At 66.3% G+C, this 18,050-nt stretch carries 16 protein-coding genes; 11 read left to right on the top strand and 5 right to left on the bottom strand.

The features are described 5' to 3' along the window. Nucleotides 1–206 precede the first annotated feature (206 nt). Nucleotides 207–1,646: an ExeM/NucH family extracellular endonuclease gene (locus tag RT551_RS01460; protein ID WP_313455181.1), complete on the top strand. Its 1,440-nt coding sequence runs from the start codon at nt 207–209 to the stop codon at nt 1,644–1,646. Between the two features lie 62 nt (nt 1,647–1,708). Here RT551_RS01460 and RT551_RS01465 read toward each other — a convergent pair whose 3' ends face one another. Next, on the bottom strand, nt 1,709–2,566 hold the full coding sequence (locus RT551_RS01465) for an EamA/RhaT family transporter (protein WP_313455183.1): 858 nt from the start codon (nt 2,564–2,566) through the stop codon (nt 1,709–1,711). A gap of 46 nt (nt 2,567–2,612) precedes the next feature. Between RT551_RS01465 and RT551_RS01470 the strand changes: the two genes are divergently transcribed. From RT551_RS01470 to RT551_RS01500, 7 genes are all read left to right on the top strand, one after another. Continuing rightward, entirely contained in the window at nt 2,613–3,287 is a 675-nt protein-coding gene (locus RT551_RS01470) for a CocE/NonD family hydrolase (protein ID WP_313455184.1), read from the top strand. Further along, nucleotides 3,284–4,384, top strand: coding sequence for a cell division protein ZapE (gene zapE, locus RT551_RS01475; RefSeq protein ID WP_313455186.1), 1,101 nt, complete (start codon nt 3,284–3,286; stop codon nt 4,382–4,384). Before RT551_RS01470 ends, zapE begins: the two co-directional genes overlap by 4 nt. A gap of 523 nt (nt 4,385–4,907) precedes the next feature. Continuing rightward, entirely contained in the window at nt 4,908–7,322 is a 2,415-nt protein-coding gene (locus tag RT551_RS01480; RefSeq protein ID WP_313455188.1) for a ribonucleoside-diphosphate reductase subunit alpha, read from the top strand. 105 nt (nt 7,323–7,427) lie between these two features. Next, the gene (locus tag RT551_RS01485; RefSeq protein ID WP_282298594.1) at nt 7,428–8,447 is read left to right on the top strand and encodes a ribonucleotide-diphosphate reductase subunit beta; all 1,020 of its coding nucleotides are present in this window, start codon (nt 7,428–7,430) and stop codon (nt 8,445–8,447) included. A gap of 13 nt (nt 8,448–8,460) precedes the next feature. Further along, complete coding sequence (locus tag RT551_RS01490; protein ID WP_313455190.1) at nt 8,461–8,874, top strand: acyl-CoA thioesterase; 414 nt, start codon at nt 8,461–8,463, stop codon at nt 8,872–8,874. A gap of 43 nt (nt 8,875–8,917) precedes the next feature. Further along, a complete protein-coding gene (locus RT551_RS01495; protein ID WP_313455192.1) occupies nt 8,918–9,721 on the top strand; it encodes an NAD-dependent protein deacetylase in 804 nt (267 codons plus the stop codon). 165 nt (nt 9,722–9,886) lie between these two features. Further along, complete coding sequence (locus RT551_RS01500; RefSeq protein ID WP_313455194.1) at nt 9,887–10,993, top strand: NADH:flavin oxidoreductase/NADH oxidase; 1,107 nt, start codon at nt 9,887–9,889, stop codon at nt 10,991–10,993. Nucleotides 10,994–11,051: 58 nt separating this feature from the next. Here RT551_RS01500 and RT551_RS01505 read toward each other — a convergent pair whose 3' ends face one another. Next, a complete protein-coding gene (locus tag RT551_RS01505) occupies nt 11,052–11,978 on the bottom strand; it encodes a LysR family transcriptional regulator (RefSeq protein ID WP_313455195.1) in 927 nt (308 codons plus the stop codon). On the opposite strand from RT551_RS01505, the gene RT551_RS01510 reads away from it, so the two are divergent. The 3 genes from RT551_RS01510 to RT551_RS01520 all read left to right on the top strand — a co-directional run bounded on the left by RT551_RS01510 (nt 11,971) and on the right by RT551_RS01520 (nt 14,144). After that, entirely contained in the window at nt 11,971–12,381 is a 411-nt protein-coding gene (locus RT551_RS01510; RefSeq protein ID WP_313455197.1) for a DUF2798 domain-containing protein, read from the top strand. The two genes, RT551_RS01505 and RT551_RS01510, sit on opposite strands and share 8 nt — an antisense overlap. 239 nt (nt 12,382–12,620) lie before the next feature. Further along, nucleotides 12,621–13,472: a formyltetrahydrofolate deformylase gene (purU, locus tag RT551_RS01515; RefSeq protein WP_313455199.1), complete on the top strand. Its 852-nt coding sequence runs from the start codon at nt 12,621–12,623 to the stop codon at nt 13,470–13,472. A 33-nt stretch (nt 13,473–13,505) separates the two neighbouring features. Then, entirely contained in the window at nt 13,506–14,144 is a 639-nt protein-coding gene (locus RT551_RS01520; RefSeq protein ID WP_313455200.1) for a LysE family transporter, read from the top strand. Between the two features lie 95 nt (nt 14,145–14,239). Here RT551_RS01520 and pncA read toward each other — a convergent pair whose 3' ends face one another. The 3 genes from pncA to metE form a co-directional block, all read right to left on the bottom strand. Next, nucleotides 14,240–14,866 carry a bifunctional nicotinamidase/pyrazinamidase gene (gene pncA / locus RT551_RS01525; RefSeq protein WP_313455202.1) on the bottom strand — a complete coding sequence of 209 codons (627 nt, stop codon included), beginning with the start codon at nt 14,864–14,866 and terminating at the stop codon, nt 14,240–14,242. 51 nt (nt 14,867–14,917) lie between these two features. Beyond that, the gene (locus RT551_RS01530) at nt 14,918–15,580 is read right to left on the bottom strand and encodes an epoxyqueuosine reductase QueH (RefSeq protein WP_313455204.1); all 663 of its coding nucleotides are present in this window, start codon (nt 15,578–15,580) and stop codon (nt 14,918–14,920) included. 62 nt (nt 15,581–15,642) lie between these two features. Continuing rightward, nucleotides 15,643–17,940 carry a 5-methyltetrahydropteroyltriglutamate--homocysteine S-methyltransferase gene (gene metE, locus RT551_RS01535; protein WP_313455205.1) on the bottom strand — a complete coding sequence of 766 codons (2,298 nt, stop codon included), beginning with the start codon at nt 17,938–17,940 and terminating at the stop codon, nt 15,643–15,645. Between the last annotated feature and the right edge of the window lie 110 nt (nt 17,941–18,050).

Below are 18,050 nucleotides of genomic sequence, written 5' to 3' on the forward strand. Positions count from 1 at the left end.
CGGACGCTTGTGCCGCGCTGCGCGCGGGTACCACGCATGGCGTGGTACCTACGAATTGCTACGTGCGCAGGACGATCGCGCTGTTCGCCGGGCGCATGCCCGGCGGGGTTCCGCCCTTTGCCCAACGCGGGCAACCGCCATCACATGACGCATCCCGCCACAATCTGGCGATACCCTGTGCGTCCCTTGCCGAACCGTGCCCGCCGATGCGCCGCCGTCCTCTCGCTCTTGCCCTGTCGCTGCTGCTGCCCGTCACCGCCTTCGCCCAGGCCCAACCGCAGGCCCAGCCGGCACCGGCGGCAACCTCCGCACGCGCGCCGGTCACCCTGACCACCGCCCCGGCGGACTGGCGTGCGCTGGACGGTCAGAGGGTCCGCATCGCCGCACCGCTGACCCTGGCCGGCACCGACGGCCTGACCCGCTTCGGCGAACTCACCGTCGCCTTCGATGGCCGCCTGTGGCAGCCCAGCGAAGTTGCCGAGCCGGGCACCGGCGCGCATGCCAAGGTGATCGCCGACAACCAGCGTCGCCGCCTGCTGCTGGATGACGGCAGCAGCGCCCGCGATCCGGGCCCGGTGGACTACCTGCCGGCCGGTGCGGACCTGCGTACCGGCACCGTGCTGCGCAACGTGGAAGGCATCGTGCGGGTGGATGAAAAAGGCGTGGCACGGCTGCAGGTGACCACCCCGCTGAAACTGCCCGCGCCGGCGCGCCCGGCGGTGCCCAAGGTCGCCGGCAGCCTGCAGGTCGCGGCCTTCAATCTGGAGAACTTCTTCAATGGCGACGGCCAGGGCGGCGGCTTCCCGACCCTGCGCGGCGCACGCACCCTGGCCGAACACCAGGCGCAGAAGGCCAAGCTGGTCACCACCATCAATGCACTGGGCGCTGACGTGGCCGCGCTGATGGAACTGGAGAACGACGGCTACGGCCCCAACTCGGCCATCGCCCAGCTGGTCGATGCGCTCAATGCGGACCGTGGTGCCAAGGGTGACTGGCGCTTCGTCGATGCCAGCAGAGGCCCGGGCGAGAACCCGATCCGGGTCGGCATCATCTACCGGGCCTCGAAGGTGACCCCGGTGGGTGCACCGGCGGTGCTGGAAACCGCACCGTTCGGTCCGCACAGCCGGGTGCCGCTTGCGCAGGCGTTCCGCGCCGGCAAAGGCGCGCCGTTCGTCGTGGTGGCCAATCACTTCAAGTCCAAGGGCTGCTCGGAAGCCACCGGGGCCGACGCCGACCAGAAGGACGGCCAGGCCTGCTGGAACGCCACTCGGGTGACGTCGGCCAAGCTGCTGGACCAGTGGCTGGCAACCGACCCGACCGGGGCGGGCACGTCGGACGCGGTGCTGCTGGGCGACTTCAATGCGTATGCGATGGAAGCGCCGATCCGCACCCTGCATGACGCCGGCTGGCAGGACGCCTTCGCCGTGGCAGAGATCCAGCAGCCCTATAGCTATGTGTACAACGGCATGACCGGGCGGCTGGACCACGCCCTGCTGAGCCCTGGCATGGCCAAACGCCTGCGTGGCGCGGCCGAGTGGCATATCAATGCGGACGAGGCGGATGACGTCGGCTATCGCGACCGCAACGAAGCCGGTCCGTGGCGCAGCTCGGACCATGATCCGTTGTTGTTGGGGTTTGACCGGTAATCGGGATCTGATCGCCGATCCGGCATTGCAGCCACGCAGGGCGTGGCTCTACGGCCGATCAATCACCCCCACGCGATCAACGAAATTGCCACCACCGCCAACCCCAACCCGATCCGGTTCCAGCGCGACGTCGGTTCCCCGAACGCCAGCACCCCCACCAGCGCGCCCAGCACCACCACGCCGATGTTCATCCCGGCAAACACGGTGGCCGGGCTGTCCGGCAGGGCCTGGTGGGCGTGCACGTAAAACAGGATATTGCCGCCGTTGAGCAGGCCCAGCAGCGCGCCGGCACCCAGGTTGCGCAGGTTCAACCGACTGCGTCCGCTGAAGTGCCGCCACAGCTGCAGCGCCAGCATCAGCACGAAGGCAATGCTGAAGCAGGCCAGCAGCGCGGCCATGGAAGGTGTCCCCGACAGCGCCACCTGCTTGAGCAGGATGTCCACCACCGCAAACCCGACCCATACCCCCAGCAGCCAGCGCCAGCTGCCCGGTGTGGCGGTTACCGATGGGCCGCGCGGGCGCAGGCTGATCATCAGCATCGCCACCAGGCCCAGCCCCAGCCCGGCCAGCTTCCACGCCGTGGCGGTCTGGCCGAAGAACAGGAAGGCCGCCAGCAGGCTGAGCAGCAGCGACAACCGCTGGGCGACATCGCTGCGCACAATGCCGGCTTCGGCCACGGCCCGGCCCAGCACCAGGAAAATGGCTGGCAGCACCACCGCCAACCCCAGCAGCGCCAGCCACGGCGCATGTCCGGACTGCAGCGAGGCCAGCGGCGGCCGCAATGCCACTGCGGTCAGGGTGGCGGCGACCAGGTAGTTCCAGGTCACCATCTGCGCCACGTCCAGCTGCCGGCGCGCAGCCAGCTTGAGCAACACCGAGACCAGCACCGAGCAGATCACGGCCAACAGCAGATATGTCATGAGCGGAGCAGGGCAGGTCGGGGGCAGGGGACGCTATCATGGTGCCATGCAAAATCCCCCGTTCCCCGCCGAATCCGGCACGCTCACCCTGGCCGGCCCGGTCGGCCCGCTCGAAGTCGCGGTCGATCTGCCCAAGGCTGATGTGCCGTCCGTCCCGGTCATCGCCGTGATCTGCCACCCGCTGTCCACCGAGGGCGGCAGCCTGCATAACAAGGTGGTGACCATGCTGGCCACCACCCTGCGCGAGATGGGCATCACCACGGTGCGCTTCAATTTCCGCAGCGTGGGCGGGTCCGCCGGCGAGTTCGACCACGGCGTGGGCGAGCAGGACGACCTCAAGGCCGTAGTGGCCTGGGCGCGCGAGGGCAACCCGCAGGCCACGCTGTGGTTGGCCGGTTTCAGCTTTGGCGCATTCGTCTCGCTGCGCGCGTCGGCCGAGCTGCAGCCGCAGGTGCTGGTCTCGATTGCCCCGCCCGCCGGACGCTGGGACTTCGACGGCGTGCAGCCGCCCGCGCAGTGGCTGGTGATCCAGGGCGAACAGGACGAGATCGTCGACCCGCAGGCCGTGTACGACTGGCTGGAGCAGCTGAAGCTGCCACATGAGCTGGTGCGCATGCCGGAAACCAGTCACTTCTTCCACCGCAAGCTGATCGACCTGCGCGGTGCGCTGACCCACGGCCTGAAGCAGTGGCTGCCCGCTGCCGGTAGCCCAGCCGCATGAGTTCCGCAGTGTTGACCCCCTCCCAGCGTTATGCCGAAGGCGCAGCGCGGGGCGAATGGCAGAACGACCCCGCCCAGCACGCCGCCCTGGCCGAGCTGGACCGCATCCATACCGCCCTGCTCGACAGCGACCAGGATGGCTGGCTGGACCGTCTGTCCGCGTTCTGGAAGAAGCCCGAGCCGGTCAAGGGGCTGTACTTCTGGGGTGGGGTGGGGCGGGGCAAGACCTTCCTGGTCGACCTGTTCTATGACGGGCTGCCGATCCAGCAGAAGTACCGCACCCACTTCCACCGCTTCATGCGCGGCATCCACGAGCGCCTGCGCGAGCACCAGGGCCAGAGCGACCCGCTGGCCCGCATCGCCCAGGAATGGCGCAACAAGCTGCGCGTGCTGGTGCTGGATGAGTTCTTCGTCACCGACATCGGCGACGCCATGCTGCTGGCGCGCCTGCTCGAGCGCCTGTTTGCCGAAGGGGTGACTCTGGTCACCACCTCCAACACGGCGGTGGAGAACCTGTACCTGAATGGCCTGCAGCGGGACAGCTTCCTGCCCGCCATCGGCCTGCTGCAGACCTACTGCGTGGAGCTGTATGCCGAGGGCACCGAGGACTACCGCATGCGCGCGCTGACCCGCTCGCCGGTGTACCAGTCCCCGCGTGACACCGGCAGTGACGCCTGGCTGGGCACCCGCTGGGCCGAGCTCAGCGGCGGCCAGCCGGCCAAGGCCGGCAACATCGAGATCGAGGGCCGCAAGATTCCGGTCCGCGGGCGCGGCAAGAGCATCGCCTGGTTCGACTTTGCCGCCCTCTGCGAGGGGCCGCGCGGTCCGTCGGACTACATCGAGATCGCGCACGAGTTCAATACCGTGCTGCTGGGCGACATCCCGCACTTCGACCGCACCAACGAGGATGCCGCGCGCCGCTTCGTCAATCTCATCGACGAACTGTACGACCGCCACGTCAACCTGGTCTGCACTGCCACCGACACCCCGGTGGCGCTGTACACCGGCACCCGCCTGCAGGGCGCGTTCGAGCGCACCGCGTCGCGCCTGATCGAGATGCAGAGCGCCGAATACCTCGGCACCCCCCACCGTGCATGACGTAGAGCCGGGCTTGCCCGGCTGCGTAACCCCGCTCAACGCGACGTTTGTTACGCCCACGTGATGCGTGCCGTTCCGTTTTTCACACACTGTTTTCGCCGTCAAACGTCGCCTTCCCCCATTGACAGCGCAGTCCATTTCGACAGGTTCCAACCGTTCGTCGGACGCCCCGATCGGCCAATCCTTGCGCCACAAGGGATTGGTGAAATCTCCTACATTTAGCGTTGACGATCCCTGACACCCCCACTATCTTGTGGCTGGCGGTTCCACCAACCCCAAGACGGGGCGGGCGGAACCACAGGGAAGCCGGATCGTGCTTCCTGCCGACGAGCCGCCTGCCCACCGCAGACGGTGCCGGTTGCGACAGTCTCCGGGGGGGAGAGGACTGGTGTCACAAGGGGATCGCGTCTGTCGCGTCCCGTGAGACGCCGTTCTGCCACCCTGAGGCCCGTGCGCACCGGCCGGTTGCCAACCCTGTCGGCAATCGTAGTGCCCGCCCATATCACGCCTAGAGGACACCGCCGTGAGCACCGAAACCAGCGCCACCATCGAGAAGAAGGAAAGCGAGTTCCTGCTGACCTCGCCGCCGACCTCCAACACGATGAGCGTGACCAAGCGCAACGGGTCGACCGAACTGGTGGACCTGAACAAGATCGTGCGCGCGGTGCAGCGTTCGGCCGAAGGCCTGCACGCGGTCGATCCGATGCGCGTCGCCACCCGCACCATTTCCGGCCTGTACAACGGGGCCACCACGCAGGAGCTGGACGAGCTGTCGATCCGCACCGCCGCCCTGCTGATCGGTGAAGAACCCGAATACGGCCGTCTGGCCGCGCGCCTGCTGGCCAACTACATCGCCAAGGAAGTGTCGGGGCAGGAGATCCACGCCTTCTCGCAGTCGGTGGGCCGTGGCCATGAAGTCGGCCTGATCAACGACCGCCTGCTGAACTTCGTGCAGACCAACGCGCGCAAGCTCAACGATGCCATCGACATCTCGCTGGACCTGAACTTCGACTACTTCGGTCTGCGCACCCTGTACGACCGTTACCTGCTGCGTCACCCGCACACCCGCAAGGTGATCGAGACCCCGCAGCAGTTCTTCCTGCGCATCGCCAGCGCACTGAGCGAAGACGTGCCGGAAACCCTGGCGCTGTACAAGCGCATGGGCAACCTGGACTACCTGCCGTCCAGCCCGACCCTGTTCAACTCCGGCACCACCCACGAGCAGCTGTCCTCGTGCTTCCTGCTGGATTCGCCGCAGGACTCGCTGGAATCCATCTACTCCAAGTACGGCGACATCGCCCAGCTGTCGAAGTTCTCCGGCGGCATCGGCGTCAGCTACACCCGCGTGCGTTCGCGTGGTTCGCTGATCAAGTCGACCAACGGCCATTCCAACGGCATCGTGCCGTGGCTGAAGACCATGGATTCGTCCGTGGCCGCGGTGAACCAGGGTGGCAAGCGCAAGGGCGCGGCCTGCGTGTACCTGGAAACCTGGCACGCCGACATTGAAGACTTCCTGGAACTGCGCGACAACACCGGCGACGAATCGCGCCGCGCGCACAACCTGAACCTGGCCAACTGGGTGCCGGACCTGTTCATGAAGCGCGTCGAAGCCGACCAGGAATGGTCGCTGTTCGATCCGCGCGTGGTGCCGGAATTCACCGACCTGTTCGGTGAAGCCTTCGAGCAGGCCTACCTGCAGGCCGAAGCCCAGGGCAAGGCCAACCGCACCATCTCCGCGCGCAAGCTGTACTCGCGGATGATGCGCACCCTGGCTGAAACCGGCAACGGCTGGATGACCTTCAAGGACAAGTGCAACCGCGCCAGCAACCAGACCCTGCGTCCGGGCAACGTGATCCACCTGTCCAACCTGTGCACCGAAATCCTGGAGGTCACCTCCAACGATGAAACCGCGGTGTGCAACCTGGGTTCGATCAACCTGGGCAACCACTTCGACGAGCACAACGAGTTCGACTACGAGAAGCTGGCCGAAACCGTGCGCCTGGCCGTGCGTCAGCTCGACCGCGTCATCGACCTGAACTTCTACCCCATCGAAACCGCCCGCCGCGCCAACATGCGCTGGCGCCCGGTCGGCCTGGGCTGCATGGGCCTGCAGGACGTGTTTTTCCGCAAGCGCCTGCCGTTCGACAGCGCCGAAGCCCGCGCGCTGTCGAAGAAGATCGCTGAGACCATCTACTTCCACGCCCTGGAGACCTCGGTCGAACTGGCGCAGGAACGCGGCAAGCACCCGTCGTTCAACGACACCCGCGCGGCCAGCGGCGAGCTGCAGTTCGACGCCTGGAACGTGGTGCCGGAAGACGGCGCGCGCTGGGACGCCCTGCGCGCCCGCATCAAGGAACATGGCCTGCGCAACTCGCTGATCATCGCGATCGCGCCAACCGCCACCATCGCCTCCATCGCCGGTTGCTACGAGTGCGTGGAACCGCAGGTGTCGAACCTGTTCAAGCGTGAAACGCTGTCGGGCGACTTCCTGCAGGTCAACCGCTACCTGGTGAACGAGCTGAAGAAGCTCGGCCACTGGACCCCGGAAATGCGCGACACCATCAAGATGGCGGAAGGTTCGATCCAGGGCATCAGCCAGATCCCGGAAAGCCTGCGCCAGGTCTACCGCACTGCCTGGGAACTGCCGATGCGTTCGCTGATCGACATGGCCGCCGAGCGTGGCGCGTTCATTGACCAGTCCGCCTCGCTCAACCTGTTCATGGAAAGCCCGAGCATCGGTGCGATGTCGTCCATGTACATGTACGCCTGGAAGCAGGGCATCAAGACCACCTACTACCTGCGTTCGCGTCCGGCCACCAAGATCGCCAAGACCACCGTCAGCCACACGGCGACGGCGGCTCCGGAAAAGGTGTTCAGCCCGGAAGAGGCCATCGCCTGCTCGCTGGAAAACCCGGAAGCCTGCGAAGCCTGCCAATAATCGGCACCCCAACGCGTAGAGCCGGGCCATGCCCGGCTGCACCACCCAAAACACCCGGTTCGTGCCGACCCCTGGTCGGCACAACCATTTGAAGGACGAAACACCATGGCCGACACCCGCAAGCAGATGCTGCTCGATCCCGGTTTTGAACTGACTCTGCGCCCGATGCGCTACCCGCAGTTCTATGACATGTATCGCAATGCGATCAAGAACACCTGGACCGTGGAAGAAATCAACTTCCAGATCGACATCAGCGACCTGCACACCAAGATGTCGCCGGGTGAGCGCCACCTGATCCACCGTCTGGTCGCGTTCTTCGCCACCGGCGACTCGATCGTCTCCAACAACCTGGTGCTGAACCTGTATCAGCATCTGAATGCGCCGGAAGCGCGCATGTACCTGTCGCGCCAGCTGTATGAAGAAGCGCTGCACGTGCAGTTCTACCTGACCCTGCTCGACAACTACCTGCCGGACCCGGAAGAACGCGCCAAGGCGTTCTCGGCGGTCGAGAACATCGACTCGATCAAGAAGAAGGCCGACTTCTGCTTCAAGTGGATCGACTCGATCCAGGACCTGCACCGCATCGAAACCCGCGAGCAGCGCCGTCAGTTCCTGCTCAACCAGATCTGCTTTGCTGCGTGCATCGAAGGCCTGTTCTTCTTCGCCGCGTTCGCCTACGTGTACTACTTCCGTTCGCGTGGCCTGCTCAACGGCCTGGCTTCGGGCACCAACTGGGTGTTCCGCGACGAAAGCGCGCACATGGACTTCGCGTTCGAATGCGTCGACGTGATCCGCGAGGAAGAGCCGGACCTGTTCGACGACGAAATGAAGCAGCAGGTCTATGACATGCTGGCCGACGCCATCGAATGCGAAGTGCAGTTCGCCGAGGACGTGCTGTCCGGCGGCGTGGCTGGCATTTCCACCCGCGACATGCGCCAGTACCTGCAGCATTGCGCCGACAACCATTTCCACCGCCTCGGCATGGAAAAGAAGTACAACGTGCGCAACCCGCTGCCGTTCATGGAGCTGCAGGACGTGCAGGAGCTGACCAACTTCTTCGAACGCCGTCCGTCGGCCTACCAGGTGGGCGTGCAGGGCGAAGTCGCCTTCGACATGAACTTCTGAGAACCACGCTGCCATGACCGCCGCTGCCGAAGTCGTTCCGCCCACCGAAGTCCGGATGGCCGAAATCGTCTTCCCCAACCACACCAACCACATGGGCACCCTGTTCGGTGGCCAGGCGCTGGCGTGGATGGACAAGGCGGCATTCCTGGCTGCGGCCCGTTATTCGCGCCGTGCCGTGGTCACCGCGCGGTCCGACCAGGTCGACTTCAAGCTGCCGATCACGGTCGGGCAGATGGTGGAGACCGTGGGCCGCATCGTGGAGGTCGGGCGCAGCTCGATGAAGGTGGAAGTGGAGCTGATCGCCGAAGATCTGCACACGGGCGAACGCAAGCTGTGCACCCGCGGCCACTTCGTGATGATCGCGCTGGACGAGAACCACCACCCCACTGCGGTACCGCCGCTGCCGGCGGACATCGCCGGACCCTGAACCGGCAATTGCGATGGGGGCCTTGTGCCCCCATCTGCTTTTCATGTCACTCCCTCTGGCCGACTTCATCCACCGTGCCCGCCGCCTGTTCGTGCTGACCGGCGCGGGCTGCAGCACCGACTCGGGCATTCCCGACTACCGCGACGCCGACGGCCAGTGGAAGCGCACCCCGCCGGTGAACTTCCAGGACTTCATGGGCCTGCCTGCCACCCGCCAGCGCTACTGGGCGCGCAGCCTGCTGGGCTGGCCGCGCTTCGGACAGGCGCTGCCCAATGGCACCCACGCCGCCCTGGCCGCGCTGGAAAACCGCGGCCAGATGGAAGTGCTGCTGACCCAGAACGTGGACTGCCTGCACCAGCGGGCCGGCAGCCGCGCGGTCATCGACCTGCACGGCAGGCTCGACCAGGTGCGCTGCATGGGCTGCGAGGCGCGCAGCCCGCGCGAGGACTTCCAGCACGCGCTGCTGGCGCTCAACCCGGAATGGGCGCAGCTGGACGCCGCGCAGGCCCCGGATGGCGACGCCGATCTGGAGGGCGTGGACTTTGGTGCCTTCAACGTTCCGGCTTGCCCGCATTGCGGCGGCATCCTCAAGCCGGATGTGGTGTTCTTCGGCGAAAACGTCCCGCGCGAGCGCGTGGCGGCCGTGCACGACCACCTGGGCCGGGCCGACGCCGTGCTGGTGGTGGGCTCCTCGCTGATGGTCTATTCCGGCTTCCGCTTCGTCCAGGCCGCCGCCAAGGCTGGTCTGCCGGTGGCAGCGCTCAACCTCGGCCGCACCCGCGCTGATGACCTGCTGACGCTGAAGGTGGAACAGCCCTGCGCCCCGGCGTTGTCGTTCCTGTTGTAACGCCGGGCACCCGCAGCCGGGCAAGCCCGGCTCTACAAAAGCCACATCCCCGTAGAGCCGGGCTTGCCCGGCTGCGCCTTCACCGTTCCACACAAACGGTTGCCTGCAACCCCGCTTCAGAGTGCAATACCCACCGGTTTCATCTCCCCACGCCCGAGTCCCCCCGTGAGCCAGCTTTTCTCCCCCGTCTCCTTTGGGCCGCTGCAGCTGCCCAACCGCATCGTCATCGCCCCGATGTGCCAGTACTCCGCCACCGACGGCCAGGCCAACGACTGGCATCGCCAGCACCTGGGTCAGTTATCCCAGTCCGGTGCCGGCCTGCTGATCCTGGAAGCCACCGCCGTGCTGCCCGAAGGCCGCATCAGCTGGGCAGACCTCGGCCTGTGGGACGACGCCACCGAAGCCGCGCTCGCCGGCGTGATCGCCTCGGTGAAGGCCTGGTCGCCGATGCCGCTGGGCGTGCAGCTGGCCCATGCCGGACGCAAGGCTTCCTCGGCGCGTCCGTGGGACGGCGGTGGCGGGTTGCCGGCCACCGACCCGAACGGCTGGACCACCGTGGCACCGTCCGCACTGGCCTTCAACGACCATCCGAAACCGGAAGCCCTGGACCTGGCCGGCATCGACGCCATCGTCGACGCCTTCGTTGCCGCCGCCCAGCGCGCCGAACGCGTCGGCCTGGATCTGATCGAACTGCATGCCGCGCACGGCTACCTGCTGCACCAGTTCCTGTCGCCGCTCAGCAACCAGCGCGACGACGAATACGGCGGCTCGCTGCAGAACCGCATGCGCCTGCTGATCCGCGTGTTCGACGCCGTGCGTGAGGCAGTCGACGACCGCATCTCGGTGGGCGTGCGCATTTCCGCCAGCGACTGGGTCGCCGGCGGCTGGGATATCGAACAGACCACCACGCTGGCGCAGATCCTGGACCTGCGTGGCTGCAACTTCCTGCATGTCTCCAGCGGCGGCCTCGACCCGCGCCAGAAGATTCCGCTGGAGCCCGGCTACCAGGTGCCGTTCGCGCAGGCGATCAAGGCGGCCAAGGTGCGCATGCCGGTCATCGCCGTCGGCCTGATCACCGACCCCTCGCAGGCCGAATCGATCCTGCGCCACGGTCACGCCGATGCAGTCGCGCTGGCGCGCGGCATTCTCTATGACCCGCGCTGGCCTTGGCACGCCGCCGCTGCACTCGGCGACAGCATCACCCCGGCACCGCAGTACCTGCGCTGCGAGCCACGCGAAGCGCGCGGCGTGTTCACCGCACCCGCCAAGTAAGACCGGTCGCACCTGTAGAGCCGGGCCATGCCCGGCTGCTCTTCGCTCGTTCCGCGGCTCAATCGCCGCCGACCCGCCACGCCTCCGGCAGCCCCTCCACCACGTGCTCCATCAGCGCCCGCACCTTCGGCGTCAGATCACGGCGGTCGCTGACACACAGGTACAACCGCATCGGTTCCGGTGAGGTACGCGCATCATCGTCCGAGGCGAACAGTACCTGCAGGTTGCCGCGCACCAGCCAGGGCGCGGCCACGAACGCGGCCAGCCGCGCGATGCCACCGCCCGCCGCGGCCATCGCGGCCAGTGCGTCGATGTCGTCGCTGACCAGCGCGGGGTTCAAGTCCGCTTCAAACGGCTGTCCGTCGCGCACAAACCCCCAACGCAGGTGGCGACCATCCACCGGATAGCGGAACACCAGGCAACGGTGATCGCCCAGGTCCTCCGGGGTTTCCGGCACGCCGGCCTGGGCCAGGTACACCGGTGATGCACACACCACGAACGGCACCTGCGCCAGGGGGCGCGCGACCAGACCCTCGTCCAGCTGCGGGTCGATGCGGATGCTGACGTCCACTTCCTCATGCGCGTGGTCCACACTGCGGTCGGACAGCAGCAGTTCGATGTCCAACCCGGGGTAGCGCGCCTGCAGTGACGGCAGCAGCGGGGCCAGTACATGGCGGCCGAAGGCGGCCGTGCTGGCAATGCGCAGTCGGCCCTCCGGCTCCGCTTCCGGGTCAGTCACCGCGTCCTGCGCGCGTTGCAGGTCGTCTTCGACGTGACGCACCTTGGCCAGGTACAGCGAACCGCGCTCAGTCAGCACCAGCCGGCGCGTGGTGCGGTTGAACAGGCGCACGCCCAGGTGGGTTTCCAGCCGGGCGATGTTCTGGCCAACAGCGGCGGAACTGATGCCCAGCGTGCGCGCGGCGGCGGCCAGGCTGCCGGCGTCGGCGGTGCGGATGAAGCTGCGGATGCAGTGAAGAATGTTCATGATGCCGCTATTGTCGCTGCTTATCCGCAAGTTTTGCTTTGGTCTGTGCAAAGGTGAGGCGATCTACCGTGTCTGCGGAGAGCCGAATATCGTGCCGGTCCCGCAACCGCTGTGTTGCCTGTGTACTGGACTGAGCCGGATGAACTCCACTTCTGTTGTTGCCCGCCGCTGGAAGTTGGCGGCACGTACCACGCCGTTCGTGTTTGCGTTCTTCATGGCCGCGATCATGGCCATGCTGATGTGCCTGGTGATCACCGCCGCCAATGCCGGTATCAACGCTGAGTACCCGATGCGGGTGCTGGGCGCGTACCAGTTGGCCATGCCGACTGCGTTCTGCTGCGTGCTGGTGGTACGCCCGCTGGTAATGCGATTGGTGGCACTGACCGTGCATCCGAGCCGATGACGTAGAGCCGGGCTTGCCCGGCTGCAGTTCGCGGCCAACCCGCGTCCCTTGTAGAGCCGGGCTTGCCCGGCTGTTGTTCGCGCGCAAAATGCAGCCGGGCAAGCCCGGCTCTACATAGACCGTCCCACATCCAGACATCGCCGCAGCCACGATCACCGCACATCAATGCGCCAGCACCCCAACAGTTGCATCTGACAACATCCCCGCCAGCCCCGGGCCGCGCCGGTTAAACTCGAACCATGCGCCCCGATTCCATCCTCACCCTGTCATGCCCGGACCGTACCGGGATCGTCTACCGCGTCTCCGGCCTGCTGTTCGAGCAGGGCTGCAACATCCTCGATGCCCAGCAGTTCGGCGACGATGAAAGCGGTCGCTTCTTCCTGCGCGTGCACTTCGACCGCGACGCGGCCCAGCCGATCGAGACGATCCAGGCGCGCATGGCCGGGCTGGCGGCGGACTTCCAGATGGACTGGCAACTGCACGACGCGCGCCGCAAGGCGCGCCTGCTGGTGCTGGTGAGCAAACAGGGCCACTGCCTGAACGACCTGCTGTTCCGGGCGCACAGCCGCCAGCTGCAGGTGGATATCGCCGCCGTCGCGTCCAACCATGAGGACTTCGGTCCGCTGGCCACCTCCTACGGCATTCCGTTCCACCATCTGCCGGTGAACGCGGACAACCGCGCCGTGCAGGAACAGCAGATCATCGATCTGGTCGAGCGCGAGAACATCGACCTGGTGGTGCTGGCCCGCTACATGCAGATCCTCTCCCCGCGCCTGTGCGAAGCACTGGCCGGCCGCGCGATCAACATCCATCACAGCTTCCTGCCCAGCTTCAAGGGCGCGCAGCCGTACCATCAGGCCCACGCACGCGGGGTCAAGATCATCGGCGCGACCGCGCACTATGTCACGTCCGACCTCGACGAAGGCCCGATCATTGAGCAGGACGTCGCCCGGGTCGATCACGCCATGACCCCGCGCGATCTTGTGCGGCTCGGCAGCGACACCGAATCGCAGGTGCTGGCTCGCGCTGTGCGCCGTCACGTCGAGCATCGCATCATCCTCAACGGCCACCGCACCGTCGTGTTCCGGTAAGGTCCGGCGCAACCCTTCCATTGCGGATTTGACGTGCTTCACCAGTACTGGGCCGAATTCCTCACCCTCGCCATCGTTCACCTTCTGGCCGTCATTGCCCCCGGCCCCGACTTTGCGGTTGCTGTCCGGCAGACGGTGCGCTTCGGCCGCAGAACCGGCATCTACACCGCGCTGGGCATTGGCGCCGGCATGTCGGTGCATGTCATCTACACCCTGATCGGCGTCGCCGCACTGCTGAACGCCACGCCGTGGCTGATGAAAACGGCCCGTTGGATCGGTGCCGCGTACATTTTCTATCTAGGCATCCGGTTCCTGCTGAGCAAGCCGGGCGGCGACAGCGGTGCCGTGGAGGCGGGCGGTCCGTTGGCCGCAGCGCAGACGCCGGGACGGTCGTTCGCGATCGGGTTCATGACCAACGCGACCAATCCCAAGGCGACGCTGTTCTTCCTGGCGGCGTTCACCACGCTGGTCAGCGCGCAGACGCCGCTGGCGGTACAGGCGCTCTATGGAGTGTGGATGTGTCTGGTCAATGCCGCGTGGTTCGTGCTGGTCAGCGTGGCGCTGTCAGCGGCGGCGGTGCGGCAGCGGTTCCTGCGCGTAAGCCATTGGTTCGAGCGTTTGATGGGGATGTTGCTGATTGGGTTTGCGATACGTCTGATTCTGGTGGCCTGACGTCGTTCCTCGTCCGCGGGTCACGACCAACGGTCGTGACCTACCGGGGCGCTTCTTCGACCGGTAGGTATCGACCGTTGGTCGATACGGCACCATCAACGCACCTGAATCCCCGCCGCCAACAACGCGTCGCGCGTAGTCGCATCGTTGTCCGCACTCACCGCCCGGGTCAGCTCCCACAGATACCCCACCCGGAAGCCAGAAGCCACCGCATCCTGCGCCGTCCACAGCACGCAGTAATCCCGCGCCAGCCCGCACACATGCACCTCGGCAATGCCACGCTCGCGCAGCCACCCGGCCAGGCCCGTGGCAGGACGCGTGCCCTCCGGGCCGAAGTTCTCCTGGAACGCGCTATAGGAATCCACCTGCCGCCGCGTGCCCTTGCGCAGAATCAGATCGGCCGCGTCCCAGTCAACGCTCGAATGCAGCGCAGCCCCGGGCGTGCCCTGCACGCAATGATCCGGCCACAGCGTCTGCGGGTGGCCGTGCAGGGTGATCTGCTCGAACGGCGCATGCCCGGGATGCTGGCTGGCGAATGAGGCATGGTCAGCTGGATGCCAGTCCTGGGTGGCGACCACGGTGTGATAGCGCCGCTGCGCCAGCAGCTCCGCGATGCCCGGCACGATGGCGTCGCCGTCCGCGCAGGCCAGTGCTCCGCCCGGCATGAAGTCCGGCTGGAGATCGACCACGATCAGGGCGACATCAACGGGGAAGCGATTCATGGCAGCGGTCACGGGCGCGGGGGACCACAGTCTATCGCACGCCCCGACACGTCATTCGTTCGTGGTGCCATCCCCGTAATACAGCACCCCGATCTCGATCTTCCCGCGCCCGGACGCCTGCCGGTGCAGGTTGGTATCCCGCAGCGAGTACACACACCCGCAGTACTCCTGCTGGTAGAACTGCTCGCGCTCGCTGATCTCCACCATGCGCGCTGCGCCACCACCCTTGCGCCTGTTGTAGTCCCAGTACTGGATGCCCGGGTAGTGCGCGGCGGCACGATGCCCACAGTCGTTGATCTGGTTCATGTCCTTCCAGCGCGAAATCCCCAGCGAGCTGCTGATCACCGGGAACCCATGCTCATGCGCATACAGCGCCGTGCGCACGAAGCGCATGTCAAAGCACATCGTGCAGCGGATGCCACGCTCGGGTTCGTTCTCCATGCCGCGTGCACGCGCGAACCACTCGCGCGTGTCGTAGTCGGCGTCGACGAACGGCACGTTGTGCTTCTCGGCAAAACGGATGTTCTCTTCCTTGCGCAGCTGGTACTCCCGCGAAGGATGGATGTTGAGGTTGTAGAAGAAGATCGTGTAGTCGATCCCGGAGGCGGTGATCGCCTCCATCACTTCGCCCGAGCATGGGGCGCAGCACGAATGCAGAAGCAGCTTGGTGTGGCCATCGGGCAGGGAAAGGGTAGGGCGTACAAAGTCGTTCATCACAGTTCCAATGTGGCCAGCGCCGGCAACGGCGGCGCTGGCCACGGTCTACAGCAGGAAGGTCAAGCCGCGTTGGCGTTGGCGTATTCGTCGCGGAGTTGCTGGGCAGCCGCCACCAGCGCTTCCAGCGCGGCGCGGGTTTCCGGCCAGGCACGGGTCTTCAGCCCGCAGTCCGGGTTCACCCAGATCTGCTCCGGCCGCAGCACCTCGGCGGCCTTGCGCAGCAGTACCACCATCTCCTCCTTGTCCGGTACACGCGGCGAGTGGATGTCATATACGCCCGGCCCGATCTCGTTGGGGTACTGGAAGCGCACGAAGGCGTCCAGCAGCTCCATGTGCGAGCGCGAGGTCTCAATGGAGATCACATCCGCGTCCATCGCCGCCACCGAGTGGATGATGTCGTTGAACTCGGAATAGCACATGTGGGTGTGGATCTGGGTCGCATCACGCACGCCGCTGGCGGTGATCCGGAACGCTTCCACCGCCCAGTCCAGATAGTCACGCCACTGCGCGCGGCGCAACGGCAGGCCCTCGCGGATGGCGGGCTCGTCAATCTGGATGACCCCGATGCCCGCCGCTTCCAGGTCCAGCACCTCATCGCGCAGCGCCAGCGCGATCTGCCGGCAGGTATCGGCCCGGGCCTGGTCGTCACGCACGAAGCTCCACTGCAGCACCGTCACCGGTCCGGTCAGCATGCCCTTCATCGGGCGCTCGGTCAGCGACTGCGCGTACTGTGACCAGCGCACCGTCATCGGCTGTGGGCGGCTGACGTCGCCGAAGATCACCGGTGGCTTCACGCAGCGCGAGCCGTAGCTCTGCACCCAGCCATTCTTGGTGAAGGCGAAGCCTTCCAGCTGCTCGCCGAAGTACTCCACCATGTCGTTGCGCTCGAATTCACCATGCACCAGCACATCCAATCCGATCCGCTCCTGCTCGCGCACGCAGTGCTCGGTCTGGGTCGCCAGGAAGGCATCGTAGTCAGTGTCGGAGAGCTTGCCGGACTTGTTGCGCGCACGTGCCTCGCGCACCTCCAGCGTCTGCGGGAACGAGCCGATCGTGGTGGTGGGGAACAGTGGCAGGTTCAGCGCGGCGGCCTGGGCCAGGTGGCGCTGTGGGTAGGCGCTGTGTCGCTGCGAATCAGCCGCGGTGATCGCACCCAGGCGCTGCGTCACCGCCGGATTGTGCACGCGTGGCGAGCGGCGACGTGCTTCAAGGCGCTCGCGCGCGGCCGCCAGCGGCTTCTCGGCTACGGCCGGGTTATCGATGGCATTGGCGAGCAGGCGCAGTTCTTCCAGCTTCTGCTTCGAGAACGCCAGCCAGCCCCTTAGCTCGTTATCCAGCTTCGTTTCATGCGCCAGATCAACCGGGCTGTGCAGCAGCGAACACGAAGGGGCGAGCCACAGGTGGTCGCCACCGACGTGACCGTGCGCATAGCGCGCCAGCAACAAGGCGTTGTCCAGATGGGTGCGCCAGATGTTGCGGCCGTTGACCAGACCGGCAGAAAGCACACGTCCGGCCGGCAGTGCCTTGATCACCGCATCCAGCTGCTCCGGCGCGCGCACCAGGTCCACATGCAGGCCATCCACCGGCAGCGATGTTGCCAGTTCAAGATTGTCGTCAAGCGCACCAAAGTAGGTCGCCACCAGCACCTTGGGGCGGGTGGCCGTAGCCAGCACGTCATAGGCATGGACGAACGCCGCGCGTGTGGCATCGTCCAGGTCCTGCACCAGCACCGGTTCGTCCAACTGCACCCACGCAGCACCCGCCGCCTGCAGCTGGCCCAGCAGTTCCACATACACCGGCAGCAGCGCGTCCAGCAGGTCCAGCGCCGGGCTGCCGTCGGTGGTCTTGGACAGCAGCAGGAACGTCACCGGGCCAATCAGCACCGGGCGCGTTTCAATGCCCAGGCCCTGCGCTTGCCGGTACTCGGCCAGCGGCTTGTTGCCGCGCAGGGCGAAGACCTGGCCGGCCTGCAGTTCCGGCACCAGGTAGTGGTAGTTGGTGTCGAACCACTTGGTCATTTCCAGCGCATGCAGGTCATGCCCGTCACGCTGCAGGCCGCGGGCCATCGCAAAGTAACCGGCCAGTGGATCCGCGTCGGCCAGGGCGCGGTAGCGGGCCGGAATGGCGTCGAACAGGAAGGCGGCATCCAGCACCTGGTCATACAGGCTGAAATCATTGCTCGGTGGCACATCCACACCGGCGTCGTGCTGCAGCCGCCAGTGCGTGGCGCGCAGCGTCGCGGCGGTATCCAGCAGCGACTGTGCGCTGCTCTGGCCCGACCAGAATGCTTCCAGCGCACGCTTCAGCTCGCGCTTGGCCCCGATGCGGGGGAATCCCAGATTGGTAACCGTGGTCATGAAAAGTGTCCTCATTGCTTGGCGGCATTGAGGAACGAAGGAACCGTGCAGCGACCACGCCCTTGCGGCCATGTGCGCTTCACCAGCGACCTTCGCCCCCGCGGGCGAAC

This window comes from Stenotrophomonas sp. (assembly GCF_032103445.1).
Taxonomy (GTDB): domain Bacteria; phylum Pseudomonadota; class Gammaproteobacteria; order Xanthomonadales; family Xanthomonadaceae; genus Stenotrophomonas.